Below are 15530 nucleotides of genomic sequence, written 5' to 3' on the forward strand. Positions count from 1 at the left end.
CCGGCGCGCGCCGGCCCATGTTCCATCGCGTCCAGCAGCTCTCGGTTGCGTACCAGCAAGCGCACCAGCGCCACCAGATCGTCGCAGTGCCAGTCGCCGTGGATATAACTCTCGCCGGCACCGACGCTGCCTTGTGCGGCAACCTTCCGGTAGAACGCGGGGTTGTGGATGGTGACCGTGACCTGCAGTGCGTCGGGCTCACCCAACAGCACTTCGCCGATGGCATCGCGTACGCGCAACTGTCCCGAACGCAGCGGCGCCAGCTGTGCAAGCAGCCGCCGGCGCAGGAACAGATCGAGCGCGCTGGGGCGGGGCAGAGTGATCGAAGGGGTCATCTCGTTCATCGGGTTTTCTCGGCGGGGGACGGATGGTCGTAGACCGGGTTGCCCTTCAGCCACAGGCGCAATGCGTGCCAGTGGATGGCGGCAGCCACCTGCACCGTCATCAGTGGATACAGCGCCAGCACACGGGCCAGCCCGCGACCATCAAGCGGGCGCCGCTGCATGTGCTGGGTGGCGTCGAACTGGCGTATGCCGTCCTTCCACACCTGCATATGCACACGCAGGTCCTGCGCCGGCGCGTTGAAACGCCAGTCATAGCGGCAGTTCATCGGCATGAAGGGGGAGACGTGGAAGCATTTGTCGAACTGCCAGCGCAGCGCATTGCCTTCATGCGCGGCTGTTGCAACCGGGAGCACGTAGGCGTGGCGCTCCTTCCACGGTGTATTGGTGATGTCGGCCACGATGCAGTCCAGCGTGGTGCCATCGGCTTGGTAGCAGTAGTAGAAGCTGACCGGGTTGAAGACGTGACCACCGAAACGCAGGTGCGTCAGCAGCCGCACGGGGCCCGCCGGGCGATAGCCGAGCAGCGGGGCAGCGTGATCGCGCACGGCGTCGGCCAATGGCTGCGCCGGATCGCCGAAGTAGTCGCTACGGCGGAACTCGGCCAGGTTGCGGCGGTTTACAGACCACAACCAGCGCCCATCGAACACTTCGTCCAGCTCATCCAGATCGAGCAGCAGCTGCGCCACCGGATAGCGGAAGGCGTGCGGCTGCGGCAGGTGGCGGCGGTGGATGACCTGCCCGAAGTAGAGCGCGCTGGCACTCATGCGATCGCCTCGGCGTGGTGCTGCTGGGTGCGAAGCGGAGTGTGGCAGCGCAGCGCATCAACCACGCGTCTGGCGCTGCGGATGCCATCCTCATGGAAACCCCAGCCCCAGTAGGCGCCGGCAAACCAGGTATTGCGCCGCCCCTGCAGTTCGCCCCAGTGCTGCTGCGCGCGTACGGCCGAGCCATCGTGCACCGGGTGGGCATACTGCAGCCGCCGCAGCACCTTGGCCGGGTCGATGGCGTCGCTGCGGTTGAGGGTGACGATCAGCGGGGTGTCACCGGGCAGGCCCTGCAGCAGGCTCATGCAGTAGCTGACGGTGCACGCTGCGCTACGGTCATCCGGCACGTGCGCGTTCCAGGCCGCCCATGCCTTGCGGTTGCGCGGCAGCAGCGTGGCGTCGGTATGCAGTACCACCTCGTTGCGCTGGTAACGGATGGCACCCAGCACCTCGCGTTCGCTGCGATCGGCATCGGCCAGCAAGGCCAAGGCCTGGTCGCTGTGGCAGGCCAGGATCACCTGGTCGAAATCCTCAATGCCGACGACGCTGTGCACGCGCACACCGTGGGCCAGCCGCTCGATTCTATTGACCGCGCAGCGCAGGCGTTCTTCGACCTGCCAACGCCGGCGCAGCGCTTCCACATAGCGTGCCGAGCCACCTTCCACCACGCGCCAGGGGGCGCGGCCGGTTGCTTGCAGCATCTGGTGGTTGGCCATGAACTGGACCAGGTAGCGTGCCGGGAAGTCCATGATTGTCGCGGTGGGCGAGGACCACAGTGCCGAGGCCATCGGCAGCAGGTGTTCCTCGACGAACGCTTCGCCGTAGCGCTGGCGCAGCAGGTACTGGCCCAACGAAGGGCCTTCCGGCTCGGACAACAGCGAGGGGGCGTCGCGGTAGAACCGGCGCAGATCGGCAAGCATGCCCCAGAACCGCGGCGAAGCCAGATTGCGCCGCTGGCAGAACAGGCCATCTAGCGAGGTGGCGTTGTACTCCACACCGCTGCGCGCACTGTGCATGGAGAAGCTCATCGTGGTCGGTTTGGATGCCACCCCCAGTTCGTCGAACAACGCAGTCAACAACGGATAGTGCAGCGCATTGAAAACGATGAAGCCGGTATCCACGGCCATGCGGACCCCGTCGACCTCTACGTCGTGGGTATGCGTATGGCCACCAAGATAATCATTGGCTTCGAACAGCGTTACCTGGTGCTCACCGTGCAGCCACCAGGCACTGGCCAGACCGGCGATGCCCGAGCCGATGATCGCGATGCGCATGTCAGTGCTCCGCCTTGGCCAGCACCCAGGCCGGAATGGGCTTGAGACCCTTCACCAATCCCAGTGCGGCCATCACCCGCAGGCCGTACCAGGTCATGTCCAGCTCCCACCAGCGGAAACCCTGCCGGACCGTGCCAGGGAAAAAATGGTGGTTGTTGTGCCAGCCCTCGCCGAAGGTCAGCAGCGCCAGCCAGAAATTGTTGCGGCTGTCGTCGCGTGTCTGGAAGCGGCGGCTGCCAAACCGATGGGCGAGTGAGTTGATGGTGACCGTGGCGTGGAAGAGCAGCACGGTGGAAATGAAGAACCCCCACACCAACAGCTGCATTCCCGAGGTATGCAGGCCGGGAGCAAAGCGCTCCAGCACGGCGCCCAGCCCATACAGGCAAGCGGCCAGCAGCAGTGGAATGACGGTGTCGAAACGGTCCAGCCAACGCAGCTCCGCGAACCGGGCCAGATCGGGGACGCGCTTCAAGTCGGTAGCAAAGGCGCCGCTGCTCAAGAACCAGCCCAGGTGGCTGCGCCAGAACCCACCCTGCAGCGGTGAATGCGGATCCTGCGGCTGGTCGGCGTGGCGATGATGGTGGCGGTGGTGTGCAGCCCACCACAAGGGGCCGCGCTGAACGCTGCTGGCGCCGATAACCGCAAAGACAAACTGCACGGCGCGTGGTGCCTCGAAGGTGCGGTGCGAGAAATAGCGATGGTAGAACGCGGTGATCGCGAACATCCGCACGGCATACAGCGCGGCAGCCACCACCACCGCCGTGGTGGATACGCCGACCCAGAGCACCCCAAGGCAGCCGACGTGCATCAGCACGAACGGGATCGCGCGCAACCAGTCGATCCCGGCCGACGCTTCGGCCGTGGCAGGCTCACCCGCGCCGGTATCAAACCAACGCTGCAGCGTGCGGATCAGGCGCGCTCGGGGGCGGGGCAGGGGCGCGGCGGCGTTCATGGCGGTGTCTCTTGGAGGTACTTGTTGATCTGTACGTAGCAAGGCGCCCGTTGGATGCGCCCGCCGTGATCGATCTGCGACTTCACTCACGCGTAACGGAACAGCTGGCGACCAGCGGCTGGCTCCAGGCCTGCTGCCATTGCTCGAGCGAGCGTGGCGAGGCGGGCGCGTTGAAGCGCACCGTCACCACGGGATAGTTGCCGCGTGAATCGCGCAGGTTGCTGGTGCCTTGGAACTGCAGCAGTCGGCGGTCGCTGTCCGCATAGATCAGCGACAAGCGCGGCGCCATGCTGCCGTACCAGGCGTCCAACCTGACCGCGATGGACTGGGCGGCAATGCCCTGCCAACGCACCGCGCCCTGGTGCAGGACCTTGACCGGATAGAAGCGTTGGCGGCTGGGGACCAGGAACGGAAGACTGAGCGGCTCACCCCGCATCAGCGCCTGCCAGTGTTGACGCACGGCAGCGTCGAACCCCGCATCGACGACAGCATCCGCCGGCAGCGCCACCGAACCATTGCGGCGTGGCGCGGCGGCGTCCTCCTTCCAGTCGATCCAGACCCGGCCATCGGCGATGCTTACCTGTGCCGCCTGGCCGCTGCGCTGGTCCTGCAACTGGTAGCCGCGCGCGGCCGGCTGCGCGCTGGCGGGCACCTGCTTTCTGGCGAACGGACGCCCGTCCGGGCACAGGTATTGCACCCAGCGCTGGGTACCCTCGTCACCGCTGCGCTGCCAGTGCACCTCGCGGTAGCTCACCGCTCCCTGTGCGGTCGTGGCAATCCCTTCATTGCGTAGTAAAGGGGTGGCAGCGGCTATGGGCGGCAGCCAAAACAGCAACCAGAGCGTACGCATATGCTTGCTTTCAGAAGGGCGGCAATCCCTGTACGTGCGGTGGCGGCAGACGGATGCAGGCCGCTGCTGCATCCAATCGCCGCCTCTGTCCGTAACGGAAGACAGACCTTCACCGCCTGCCGCGAACGCTGATGTACCCTGACGCCGCCCACCTCACTTCTGCCTTCGATACCGCACGCATCGTGTCCAGTTCCCAGCTGCCCAGCAGTGAGCCGACCAACTGGGCCAGCGACATGGACGGTGTGGCGCTGCGGCGTGACCGCGATTGCTTCATGCGCATCTACGATCACTTCATGCCGCGTCTATGCGTTTACCTGCGTGGACTGGGCTGCCCGGAATCGATCGCCGAAGAGCTGGCACAGGAATGCCTGCTGCGGCTCTGGCTGCGTGCGGCCGACTTCAATCCGGCCCAGGGAGCCTTGAGCACCTGGCTGTACCGGATCAGCCGCAACCTGCACATCGACCGCGTGCGCCGTGAGCGCAGCTGGATGCTGGTGCAGGCGGCGGTGGAGGAAGCGGCTGCCGACGATCCGCTCGAACGCAGCAGTGCCGAGCAGTACGCCGACCAGGCGCAGCTGCGCCAGCGCATCAATGACCTGCCAGCCGTGCAGGCAAGGCTGGTGCGCATGTCGTATTTCGAAGCCAAGAGCCACGCCGAGATCGCCCAGACATTGGGAATGCCGCTTGGCACGGTCAAATCCCATCTGCGCCGTGCGTTTCTGCAACTGCAGCTCAAGGTGGGGGGCGCACGATGAATCCACATCACCATCTGCACGAATCCACCCTGATCAGCTACGCCGCAGGCGCGCTGCCATCGCCGTTGAACATTGTGGCCGGTGTCCATCTTGAGCAATGCCCGCACTGCCGTGCGCAACTGCGCCAGGCCGAAGCGATTGGCTCGGTACTGATGGAGCAGACCCAGCCGGCCCCGGCCGCTGCAGAACAGCGTCGCGCCCAGTTGCGCGAGGCAATGTTGGCGCAGTTGGCAGGGGAGGGCATTCCCAGCGCGGAATCAATGGACCGACAGCCGTCGAGGGAACGCCCCGAGGCAGACCCGGACCACCTGCCGGTTGCTCTGCACCCGTATTTCGGCAGTTCGCTGCGCAATCTGCGTTGGCGCTGGATAGGCCCAGGCATGCATTGCATCCGTGCCGAGCAGATGCCATCGCTGATCATGCTGAAGATCGCACCCGGCAAATGCCTGCCGATGCACAGCCATGGCCGCAGCGAGTTGACGCAGATACTGCGTGGCTCCTACAACGATGCGCTGGGCCTGTTCGCGCCGGGAGACATGGCGGACCTGGATGAGGATGTGGAGCACCAACCGGTTACTGCGCCAGGGGTTCCCTGTATCTGTGTGTCAGCGCTGGACGCGCCACTGGTATTCAGCGGCTGGCTGGCGCGCAAGCTGCAGCGCTTCGTCAAACTCTGAAAGAGCCCCCGGGTTGGCGTCAGGGTGGGTGATCAGAGCGTCTGCTTGCGCTTTGCGTTGCTGTCGGTCCTGTCGGCCACCGACCAGCGGGTTATCAGCTGGTGCGGCAGCACATGGTTGACGATCACGCGCGCCGAACCCTGCGTCCGGCGTATTTCGCGCAGCAGGATATCGATGGCCGCGTCGGCCATTGCTGCTACCGGTTGGTGAATGGTGGTCAGCTCCGGCCAGACCATGGTTGATGCCGATGTATCATCGAAACCCACCACCGACAAGTCCCGCGGTACGTCCAGGCCGCGTCGATGTGCCACCGAGACGACCGCCGCGGCCATGTCGTCGTTGCTTGCAAAGATCGCACTGGGTGGGTTGCGCAGCGTGAGCAGGCGTTCGGCGGCGTCCAGGCCCGAGCGATAGGTGAAGTAGCCGGGCTGCACCAGCTTGTCATCGTAGGCAATGCCAGCTTCGGCCAGCGCATCCCGATAGCCTTGCCAGCGATGCGCGCTGGCGGTCTGGTTGGGGTCACCCTTGATGTAGCCGATGCGGGTATGGCCGCGTTCGATCAGATGCGTGACCATGTCGTGGCTGGCACGGTGGTCATCGATGCGGACGCAGGAAATCGTGTCGCTGAAGTGACCAGAGGCGATCGATACGACAGCAACACCGGCCTGCGAAAACTCGGCGACGATGGCCTTCGACTCACACAGCGGCGGCGGCAGAATCACCCCGGCCACGCTGTTGGCAAGCTGTTTTGCGGCGGCCCGGCGTGCCTTGGCGTCCAGCTCATCCCAGCTGGCGATCACCAGCTGCGCCGCTGCACGGGTTGATCCGCGCAGTGTGCCGACCAGCAGCTCACGCAGGTAGCTGGAGCTGGGATTGGTATAGATCAACGCGATGCAGGTGTGCTGCGCCGCCGCCAGCGCACTGGCGGCCAGGTTCGGCCGGTAACCGAGTTCGCGCACGCTACGCATGACGCGCTCGCGGTTGGCGTCGCGTACACCCGCATGGCCGTTGACCACGCGCGATACCGTCATCGCCGATACGCCTGCATGCGCCGCTACTTCGTCAATGGTGATTGCGCTGCCCTTGCGGCGCACCGACCTGCTGATCTTCTTCATGCAATTGGTTCCATTTGATTCAATTCCGCGACCGTCTGTAACGCCCGTTACCTGTGGGAAACCAGGCGCTGCAGTGCATTCCATGCCCCTGCCTATCCTTGTTCATCGCTTGAGGATAAGCCAGTGGATCGGCTTTGCTGCGCTGCACGGTGACAAGTGAGAACACAGGTGATTAGTCTGCGCTCCGACGCGATGGTAGCGCTACCACTGTGCCTGGGTGAGCCAGGTTGTCGGTTCGCCTTCTGCAACTCGCGGTCATAACAGCAAGCTTGGAACACGTTTCAGACGCAATGCGCTTGGGGGGGGGCATTGCGATGTTCGGTTTGGAAGACGGGCCTCGCCCGTGCGTGCCCCTGGGAGGGGGTGGTACATCCATTCGATCGTATGTCAGAGAGAGGACATTCATGAGCGCTTGCACTTTTCGTAGTACTCCAGACCCGAGGATCGGTTCATGAGCCGGAAGTTGACGAAGTTCAAATCCAGGGCCATGTTCACCTTCGTCGGGGGTGTTCTGGTCATCAATCCCGCGTTCGGGCAGGAGGCGACAACGCCTGTTGCGCAGCAGGAACAGGCCCAGCAGAAAGCCACGCAGTTGGACGCCGTGCAGGTCACCGGCATCCGCAACAGCCTCAGCCAGGCGATGGACATCAAGCGCGACTCGGCCGGTGTCGTCGATGCCATCAGCGCCGAGGACATCGGCAAGTTCCCCGATACCAACCTGGCCGAATCGCTGCAGCGCATCACCGGCATCTCGATTGAACGTCGCGATGGCGAAGGCGCACAGGTCACCGCGCGTGGCTTTGGCCCGCAGTTCAACATGGTCACCCTCAACGGCCGGCAGATGCCGGGTGCCGATGCATTCGGTGCCTCGGGCCAGGTGGCCATCGGTGGCGTCGATGGCGGCACCCGTGCGTTCAACTTCGCCCAGCTGGCGGCCGAGGCCATCAATGGCATCGAGGTCTACAAGACCAGCCAGGCGCAGGTTCCCAGCGGTGGCATCGGTGCCACCATCAACATCCTGACCGCGCGTCCGTTCGACCATGAGGGCATCGTCGCCAATGCCGGCGCCAAGATGGTCTCCGACCAGAGCCAGCCGTTCGACAATGACATCACCCCGGAGCTGTCCGGTATTTTCAGCTACAGCAACCCGGAAAAGACTTTCGGCGTCAGCCTCAGCGCGAGCCAGCAGAAGCGCAAGGGCGGCTCGGTGCAGGCCACCGACAATTACTGGAACGTACAACCGTGGACCGGCACGATGCCGGGTAACCCAACCGTGGTGAACGCGCCGGCAATCGGGCAGTTGTACGGGCGGCCGAATGATCTGCGCTATGCGTTCTCCGAGTTCGAGCGTGAGCGCGTCAATGGCCAGGCGGTGCTGCAGTTCGCACCGATGGACAGCCTGACCCTGACCCTGGATTACACCTATTCGACCAACGAAATCACCGAGAATCGTGGCGAGCAGGGCATGTGGCTGCAGAACAGCAACTACACCAATGTCGAGTTCGACACCAGCGGCGCGGTCGCAACGCCGATCTACATCCGTGAGATCGCCGGCACCAAGGACTTCGGCCTTGAGCAGCAGCGCAGCATGCAGAAGTACGAGCTGGGCTCGTTGGGCTTCAATGGCGTATGGGATGTCAGCGACCGGTTCAAGCTGAGTTTCGATGCGCACAACTCGAAGAACGAAAGCCGGCCCAACGATCCGCTCACCGGCGGTGGCTCGATCTTCATGAGCATCGCCGGCACCAATAACTGCACCACCGGCCCGCATTGCGGCGGCTCGTGGGTACAGGAGCTGAATTTCAACAATGGCCTGCCGGTTGGTACGCAGACCTGGTACCCGAGCACGGCCGATGCCGCCGCCGGAACCAATGGCGTGGTCAACCCGGGGTTTGTCGCGGGTGAGATCGGCTCGCAGGTGCTGCGTGTCAACGCGCAGACCCAGATCAGCGAGATCAAGCAGGCGCGGGTGGACGGCGAGTGGAGCTTCGACCAGGGCCGGTTCCAGTTCGGCGTGGACAGCAACAAGTCCTCCACCCACCGCATCCAGGCCGCCGAGGCCTATTCCACGCTGGGTGACTGGGGCGTTGCCAATGTCGACCGCGACGTCGCAGGCGGATTGATGGACCTGCTGCAGCCGGTCAGCATCGTCGGCTTGTTTGACGACTACAGCGCCAAAAGCTGGTCGGCGTGGCGCGGCAACGCCGGCACGCTGGCGCAATGGGCGGCCAGCCAGTACGGCGTTGGCCTGGGCGTGAACCCGCAGCGCGCCGCCGACAACCGGGTGGAAGAGAAGACCAAGGCTGCCTACTTCCAGGTCGAGCTGGATGGGCAGTTGGGCAGCATGCGCACCAATACCCGGCTGGGCGTGCGCTACGAAACCACGGATGTCGTGTCGACCTCGGTGATCGCCATTCCCGAATCGATCGAGTGGCAGTCCAACAACGATTTCCGCGTTGTGCTGTCCGATGAGCAGCAGCCTTTCAGCGAGAAGGCCAGGTACAGCTATATCCTGCCCAACCTCGACTTCAGCATTGATTTCACCGATGAGATCAAGGGCCGTGCTTCATTTGGCAAGAGCATTGCACGTGCACCTTACGGCAATCTGTATGCCGGCCCGGGTGCGCAGCAGCCGTTCGGCTCGGTGTTGATCGATCCGTCCTCACGGGCCAGTGGCAACGCACAGAATCCGGCATTGAAGCCGCTGGAATCGGACAATCTGGACCTCGGCGTGGAGTGGTATTTCGCCGACGCCAGCTACGTGTCGTTGACGTACTGGAACAAGTCGGTCGACAACTTCATCGGTAACACCATCGTGCAGGAAAGCTTGTATGGCCTGACCGATCCGACCTCGGGGCCGGATGCACAGGCAGCGCTGGCCTTCCTCACCAGTGCGGCCTGTGCTGCACAGGTGGGTGCGGCCAATGCGGCGGCTTGCTCGGCCAACGATACTTCGTTGTTCACCGCGCTTGCCCTGCTGCGCAACAACCCGGCCGGGCTGGGTGCCTACAACGGCACCGATGCGCAGGTACTTGCCACCGAGGCGGCATACGACCTGCATGGGCAGGCCAACGATCCGCTGTACATGTTCAACGTCAACAGGCCGATCAACCAGAATCAGTCCAAACTGCACGGCTGGGAACTGGGTGGTCAGTACTTCTTCGGCAATACCGGCTTTGGCGTGCTTGCCAACTACACCATCGTGCGTGGTGATGTCGGCTACGACAATGGCGGTGATCCGAGCATCGATCAGTTCTCGCTTACCGGCCTGAGTGACACCGCCAACGCCATGCTGATGTACGAGAAGTATGGCTGGTCGGTGCGTCTGGCCTGGAACTGGCGAGACCAGTACCTAATCCTCGCCAACCAGGGTTCAAGCCGCAACCCCTACTACGTGGAGGAGTACGCGCAGTGGGATCTGAGCGTGAACTACGCGCTCAATGACCATTGGTCGTTCGGCCTGGAAGCGATCAACCTGACCGGTGAGGACGTGCGTTGGCGTTCACGCACCTCGCAGATGATCGTAAAGCTGGCTGACCAGAGCCCGCGTTACATGCTGGGTGTCCGTTACAAGTTCTGAGTTTGACGACCGACGGCCTCTCCCAGGTCGCCATGGTGCCGCTGTGTGAGCAGCGGTACTTTTTTCAAGGCACCCGGTCCAACGGGTGCCCGTACACGGGCCGTGCGGCGGCGGTAACATGCCGGCGTACGGCACCCGATTGGAGTGGATACCCGCATGGCCCGCTACGAACTGCTCAACAACATCGTCCACCGTGACCTGCGCGTAGCCACCGGCTTTGGTCCGGAGCTCGGCGACGCGGTCGGCATGGTGCCGGCGTATCCGAGTGAATTCGCCGAGCTGCAGCGCGAGTACCCGATCTTCCTGCGCAGGGAGGGCGCAACCGCGGCCTGGCAATCAGTGGTTCTGCTGGGCTTTGAGCAATACGAAAACCTGTTTCTGCAGGACGGCCGCTGGAACGCCTCCTATCTGCCAGGGGCCGCCGCCAAGGGGCCTTTCCTGATCGGCTTCCAGGAAAACCAGATCGATGGCGTGCTCACCCAGGAAGCGGTGATGCACGTGGATCTCGACCATCCGCGCGTGAACACGGCTGCCGGTGAGCAGGTATTCCTGCCGCAAGGTGGCAATACGCCTTATCTCGACCACATCGCAGGCGTGCTGCGTGGTATCCACGACGGCAGTGCGTTTGCTGCCGAAATGTTTGCAATGCTTGATGCGAAGGGGCTGATACAGCCGATCAAACTTGATGTGCAGATCGAGCCGCAGCATCGGGTAAGCGTCAATGGCCTGCATGGCATTGATCGCGAGCGCCTGGCCACGCTGGAGGTCGCTGAGCTGCTGGATCTCAACCGCGCCGGCTATCTGGAAGGGGCCTACCTGATGCTGGCTTCGCTGCACAATATGCGCCGCCTGATTGCCGAGAAGCAGCGGCGGCTGCGCCTGCAGGATGCCACCCTGTCGACCACCAGGAACTGACCGTGCTGGACGGCATGCCGATGCGAACGCTGGACGGCCTCGACGCCAACGCGCTGCCAATGCAGGCGCTGTTGAATGAGGGGCAGCCGACCGTACTCAAGGGAATCGCGCGCGACTGGGGTTTGGTGCAGGCAGGGCTGGAGTCCACCCAACACGCGCTTGCCTACCTGCGCCGCTTCGATGCCGGCATGCAGGTGCCGTATTCGTATGGTTCCCCTGAAATTGCAGGGCGCCCGTTCTACAACGCCGACTTCACCCAGTTGAATTTCGAGGTCCGGCGCGGCGTGCTGACCCAGGTGCTGGATGAAATCGCGGAGAACCTGGACGGCTTGCAGCCGCCGACCTATTACGTCGCCTCGCTGTTGATCGAACGGACGCTGCCCGGGTTCGCGCAGGCCAATGATGCCGGCCTGGCCGGGCAGGGCATCAATGCCTCGGCCAGCATCTGGATCGGCAATCGGGTGACCGCCTCCTGTCATTACGACATCCCCGACAACCTGGCCTGCTGCGCGGTTGGGCGTCGCCAGTTCACCCTTTTCCCGCCCGAGCAGATCGACAATCTCTATCCCGGTCCGCTTGCTCCCACCCCGGGCGGACAGGTGGTCAGCGTGGTCGATTTCGACAACCCGGACTTTGAACGCTACCCCCGGTTCCGCCAAGCCTTGGCCACCGCACGTACTGCGGTGCTTGAACCCGGTGATGCCATCTTCATTCCCGGCCTGTGGTGGCACCATGTGCGCAGCCTGGCGCCGTTCAACGTACTGGTGAATTACTGGTGGCGTGGCACGCCGGCCTTTCTGTCTTCACCGCTGACGGCGTTGCAGCATGCGATGTGGGCCCTGCGCGACCTGCCCGAGCGGGAGAAGCAGGCCTGGGCAAAGATGTTCGAGTACTACGTGTTCGGTCCTGGCGAGCGGGCAGGGCAGCACCTGCCCGAAGCCGCCCGTGGCGACCTGGCACCGTTCGACGAAACACAGGCGCGGCGCATGCGCGCCATGCTGCTGGGCCAACTCAACCGCTGACGGGAGCAAGCACTTTGGACGCTGCAAAGACACATGATGGTGCGCGGATCCGCAAGGTCGTCATTGCTGGCGGCGGCACCGCAGGCTGGTTGGCAGGCTGTGCGTTGTCCCACCAGTTCCGCGACCAGCTGGACATCACCCTGGTCGAGTCCGAGCAGATCGGCACCGTGGGTGTAGGCGAGTCGACGGTGCCGCCCATCCGCACCTTCCATCGCTTTCTGCAGATCGACGAGCAGGAGTTCCTGCGTGCCGTCGCCGGCACATTCAAACTGTCCATCTCGTTCGAGAACTGGCGCCGGCCCGGCGAGCATTTTTTCCACCCGTTCGGCACCATCGGCAAGGGCACCTGGGCAACGCCGTTCCATCATTTCTGGCTGGACAGCCTGCGCCGTGGCATGCCATCGGACCTGGGTGACTTCTGTCTGGAAAGCGTGGCCTCACGCGACGACCGGTTTTCCTTGCAGACCCAGCCGCAGGCCAGCTACGCCTATCACTTCGATGCCGGGCTCTATGCAAAATTCCTGCGCCGCAAGGCCGAGGGCCACGGCCTGCGGCGAGTGGAAGGGAAGATCCGCGAAGTAAGGCAGCACGCGCATGACGGCTCGGTGCAGTCGCTGGTATTGGAAGACGGGCAGGTGATAGAAGGCGACCTGTTCATCGATTGCACCGGCTTCCGTGGCTTGTTGACCGAACAGACCTTGCATACCGGCTATGAGGACTGGCACCAGTGGTTGCCCAGTGACAAGGCCGTGGCCGTGCAGACCGAGGCGGTGGGGCCGCCGGTACCCTATACCCGCGCCATCGCGCACGAGGCTGGCTGGCGCTGGCATATCGCCCTGCAACACCGGGTTGGGTGTGGGCTGGTGTTCTCCAGCAAGCACATGTCCGATGACGAGGCGCATGCCAAGTTGCTGCGCGATGTGGGCGCACCACCACTGCGTGATCCGTGGCTGGTGCCATTCCGCAGCGGGCGGCGGCTCAAGGCATGGAACAAGAACGTGGTCGCGCTGGGCCTGGCCAGTGGCTTCATCGAGCCATTGGAATCGACCAGCATCCACCTGACCATCAGTGCGGTGGTGCGGCTTATCCAGTTGTTTCCGTTCGATGGAATCAGCCCGTCGTTGGTTGATCTGTACAACGACGTCAGCCGCGCGGAGATGGAGCACGTGCGCGATTTCATCATCCTGCATTACCACGCCACGCAACGCGACGAGCCGATGTGGAAGGCCTGCCGTGAGATGGAATTGCCCGCATCACTGGAGCTGCGGCTGCGTGCATGGCGCGAACGCGCGCATGCCTGGCAGGACCCTGGTGAGCTGTTCCGGGTGGAGTCGTGGACCAGCGTGCTGCTGGGGCAGGGCATCCAACCGGGGAGCCCGCATCCGCTTGCCCGTTCCCTGGGCGATGCGGATCTGCGCACCTTGCTGGATGGCATCCGTCAGCCCGTGTGGCAGGCGGCCGCGCAGATGCCATCGCAGGCTGATTTCATCGAACGCTATTGCAAGGCGGAGGCGGAAGTCTGGCGCCCAAGCGTGGCAATGGCGTAGCGGAAACCCACTGGCAAGCGGTATGCGTTGCCAGTGTCGCGGTTTTGCGTTGCAGCACGCTTTTTTTGCTGCAGCTGGTTACAGTGCGACAACACCGCGGCGGCAACGCTGTTGTGGAAAAGAGGGAGCAGGACTGCGTTCCCTTTTTTTACCGAAGTAAATGGTAGCGCTACCTTTCAACGAGTCGGAGACATTCTTGATGGATCTGGTTGCCGGAATTGATGCAGGTACGCAGAGCCTCAAGGTAGTGGTCTATGACCCTGCCGGGCGCATTGTCGTTGCCAGCACCAGCATGCCGTTGGACATGATCAGCGCCGCCGACGGCAGTCGCGAGCAGTTACCGGCCGACTGGGTGTCGGCGCTGCACGCGTGCTTCCGGCAGATCGACCCTTCGGTGCGCTCACGCATCGTCGCGTTGGCGGTATCGGGCCAGCAGCACGGCTTTGTCGCCGTGGATGGCGCAGGCGATGTGCTGGCACCTGCCAAGCTGTGGTGTGACACCAGCACCGCAGCTGAGTGCACGCAGATCATGGACGCGGCAGGTGGCATTGCACGGACCATCGCGCTTGCCGGCAATCCAATCCTTGCCGGCTATACCGCATCCAAACTGCCGTGGACAAAGACGCATCGGCCTGCCGCCTACGCACAGCTGGCGACCATCCTGTTGCCGCACGACTATCTCAACTTCGTTCTGACCGGGCAGCGCTTCTGCGAGTACGGCGACGCTTCCGGCACCGGTTGGCTGGACGTGCGCAGCCGCAGCTGGTCGGCCGAACTGCTGCGCGCGACCGATCCGCAGCGCGACCTTGGCGCCTGCTTGCCGCGCATCGCCAATCCGGATGAACTGTTTGATATCGACCCGACCACCGCCAACGCGCTGGGTGTGCCGGCAACGGTGAAGGTTGCGGTGGGTGGCGGCGACAACATGATGGCGGCCATCGGTACCGGTTGCGTCGAACAGGGGCGGCTGGCGATGAGCCTGGGTACCTCCGGTACCTTGTTTGCCTATTCGGATACGCCGGTGGTCGATCCTGACGGGGCATGGGCCGCGTTCTGCTCGTCTACCGGCGGCTGGTTGCCGCTGATCTGCACGATGAACTGCACCGTGGCAACCGAGCAGGTTGCCACTGCATTTGGCTTCAGCACACGCGATGGTGACGCACACCTGCGTGACACCGCGCCCGGCGCCGATGGACTGGTGATGCTCCCGTTCCTCAATGGTGAGCGCACCCCCGATCTGCCGCTCGGCAAAGGCGTGCTGGCGGGGCTGGACACCACCAACATGACGCCGGCACACATCTACCGTGCCGCGATGGAAGGGGCGACCTACAGCCTGAAGTACGGCTACGACGCGTTTGTCGGCGCAGGCATGCAGTTCGAACGCATCGTACTGACTGGCGGCGGCAGCAATAGCGCGGCGTGGCGACAGCTGGTGGCCGACGTATTCGGCTTGCCGGTGGACGTGCCGACCCAGCCCGAAGGCGCAGCGTTTGGCGCGGCATTGCAGGCGCTGTGGGCCATTGGTCTGGCGCGCGGCGATACGGCATCGATCATGGATGTCACCCGCCTGCATGTCGCCGTCGATCCGGCATTGTCCATGCGGCCCGACCCGCAACGAAGCCAGGCTTACGCCGCGGCATACACACGTTTCCTGCGATATCTCGACGCCATCACGCCGCTGCAGCGCGGCTGATGTCCCTCTCCGCAACACCCCGCACAACCACAGGAATACGCA

At 63.8% G+C, this 15530-nt stretch carries 12 protein-coding genes and 1 pseudogene; 7 read left to right on the forward strand and 6 right to left on the reverse strand.

The window, feature by feature from the left end:
- The 5 genes and pseudogenes from ABB27_RS00695 to ABB27_RS00715 form a co-directional block, all read right to left on the reverse strand.
- Positions 1-344: pseudogene (locus tag ABB27_RS00695) on the reverse strand (SAM-dependent methyltransferase); the annotation flags it as partial.
- Complete coding sequence (locus ABB27_RS00700) at positions 341-1108, reverse strand: DUF1365 domain-containing protein (protein ID WP_057626275.1); 768 nt, start codon at positions 1106-1108, stop codon at positions 341-343. The gene ABB27_RS00700 and the pseudogene ABB27_RS00695, both read right to left, overlap by 4 nt.
- Positions 1105-2382, reverse strand: a complete 1278-nt coding sequence (locus tag ABB27_RS00705; protein WP_057626277.1) for an NAD(P)/FAD-dependent oxidoreductase — start codon at positions 2380-2382, stop codon at positions 1105-1107. The genes ABB27_RS00700 and ABB27_RS00705 overlap by 4 nt, the downstream gene beginning before the upstream one ends.
- A gap of 1 nt (position 2383) precedes the next feature.
- The gene (locus ABB27_RS00710; protein ID WP_057626279.1) at positions 2384-3334 is read right to left on the reverse strand and encodes an acyl-CoA desaturase; all 951 of its coding nucleotides are present in this window, start codon (positions 3332-3334) and stop codon (positions 2384-2386) included.
- Between the two features lie 82 nt (positions 3335-3416).
- Entirely contained in the window at positions 3417-4184 is a 768-nt protein-coding gene (locus tag ABB27_RS00715; RefSeq protein WP_057626281.1) for a hypothetical protein, read from the reverse strand.
- 131 nt (positions 4185-4315) lie between these two features.
- Between ABB27_RS00715 and ABB27_RS00720 the strand changes: the two genes are divergently transcribed.
- Positions 4316-4939, forward strand: coding sequence for a sigma-70 family RNA polymerase sigma factor (locus ABB27_RS00720; RefSeq protein WP_057626282.1), 624 nt, complete (start codon positions 4316-4318; stop codon positions 4937-4939).
- Complete coding sequence (locus ABB27_RS00725) at positions 4936-5616, forward strand: ChrR family anti-sigma-E factor (protein WP_057626284.1); 681 nt, start codon at positions 4936-4938, stop codon at positions 5614-5616. The genes ABB27_RS00720 and ABB27_RS00725 overlap by 4 nt, the downstream gene beginning before the upstream one ends.
- 32 nt (positions 5617-5648) lie before the next feature.
- Here the strand turns inward: ABB27_RS00725 and ABB27_RS00730 are convergent, their stop codons facing one another.
- Positions 5649-6731: a LacI family DNA-binding transcriptional regulator gene (locus ABB27_RS00730; RefSeq protein WP_083491073.1), complete on the reverse strand. Its 1083-nt coding sequence runs from the start codon at positions 6729-6731 to the stop codon at positions 5649-5651.
- A gap of 451 nt (positions 6732-7182) precedes the next feature.
- Between ABB27_RS00730 and ABB27_RS00735 the strand changes: the two genes are divergently transcribed.
- The 5 genes from ABB27_RS00735 to xylB all read left to right on the forward strand — a co-directional run bounded on the left by ABB27_RS00735 (position 7183) and on the right by xylB (position 15488).
- Entirely contained in the window at positions 7183-10311 is a 3129-nt protein-coding gene (locus ABB27_RS00735; protein ID WP_057626286.1) for a TonB-dependent receptor, read from the forward strand.
- A 156-nt stretch (positions 10312-10467) separates the two neighbouring features.
- Positions 10468-11226 (forward strand): SapC family protein, encoded by a 759-nt coding sequence (locus tag ABB27_RS00740; RefSeq protein ID WP_057626288.1) that lies wholly within the window; start codon positions 10468-10470, stop codon positions 11224-11226.
- 20 nt (positions 11227-11246) lie between these two features.
- The gene (locus ABB27_RS00745; protein ID WP_152984373.1) at positions 11247-12248 is read left to right on the forward strand and encodes a cupin-like domain-containing protein; all 1002 of its coding nucleotides are present in this window, start codon (positions 11247-11249) and stop codon (positions 12246-12248) included.
- 14 nt (positions 12249-12262) lie between these two features.
- Positions 12263-13795 (forward strand): tryptophan halogenase family protein, encoded by a 1533-nt coding sequence (locus ABB27_RS00750; RefSeq protein ID WP_057626292.1) that lies wholly within the window; start codon positions 12263-12265, stop codon positions 13793-13795.
- 199 nt (positions 13796-13994) lie between these two features.
- Complete coding sequence (gene xylB, locus ABB27_RS00755; protein WP_057626294.1) at positions 13995-15488, forward strand: xylulokinase; 1494 nt, start codon at positions 13995-13997, stop codon at positions 15486-15488.
- The last annotated feature ends 42 nt before the right edge of the window (positions 15489-15530 follow it).

Source organism: Stenotrophomonas terrae (assembly GCF_001431465.1).
Taxonomy (GTDB): Bacteria; Pseudomonadota; Gammaproteobacteria; order Xanthomonadales; family Xanthomonadaceae; genus Stenotrophomonas; species Stenotrophomonas terrae.

Excerpts from the sequence above, each read along its gene's own strand:
- ABB27_RS00720 (WP_057626282.1), top strand. The coding sequence starts at position 4,316 with ATGTACCCTGACGCCGCCCACCTCACTTCTGCCTTCGATACCGCACGC.
- ABB27_RS00735 (WP_057626286.1), top strand. The coding sequence starts at position 7,183 with ATGAGCCGGAAGTTGACGAAGTTCAAATCCAGGGCCATGTTCACCTTC.
- ABB27_RS00725 (WP_057626284.1), top strand. The coding sequence starts at position 4,936 with ATGAATCCACATCACCATCTGCACGAATCCACCCTGATCAGCTACGCC.
- ABB27_RS00740 (WP_057626288.1), top strand. The coding sequence starts at position 10,468 with ATGGCCCGCTACGAACTGCTCAACAACATCGTCCACCGTGACCTGCGC.
- ABB27_RS00745 (WP_152984373.1), top strand. The coding sequence starts at position 11,247 with ATGCGAACGCTGGACGGCCTCGACGCCAACGCGCTGCCAATGCAGGCG.
- ABB27_RS00710 (WP_057626279.1), bottom strand. The coding sequence starts at position 3,334 with ATGAACGCCGCCGCGCCCCTGCCCCGCCCCCGAGCGCGCCTGATCCGC.
- ABB27_RS00705 (WP_057626277.1), bottom strand. The coding sequence starts at position 2,382 with ATGCGCATCGCGATCATCGGCTCGGGCATCGCCGGTCTGGCCAGTGCC.
- ABB27_RS00715 (WP_057626281.1), bottom strand. The coding sequence starts at position 4,184 with ATGCGTACGCTCTGGTTGCTGTTTTGGCTGCCGCCCATAGCCGCTGCC.
- ABB27_RS00730 (WP_083491073.1), bottom strand. The coding sequence starts at position 6,731 with ATGAAGAAGATCAGCAGGTCGGTGCGCCGCAAGGGCAGCGCAATCACC.
- ABB27_RS00700 (WP_057626275.1), bottom strand. The coding sequence starts at position 1,108 with ATGAGTGCCAGCGCGCTCTACTTCGGGCAGGTCATCCACCGCCGCCAC.
- xylB (WP_057626294.1), top strand. The coding sequence starts at position 13,995 with ATGGATCTGGTTGCCGGAATTGATGCAGGTACGCAGAGCCTCAAGGTA.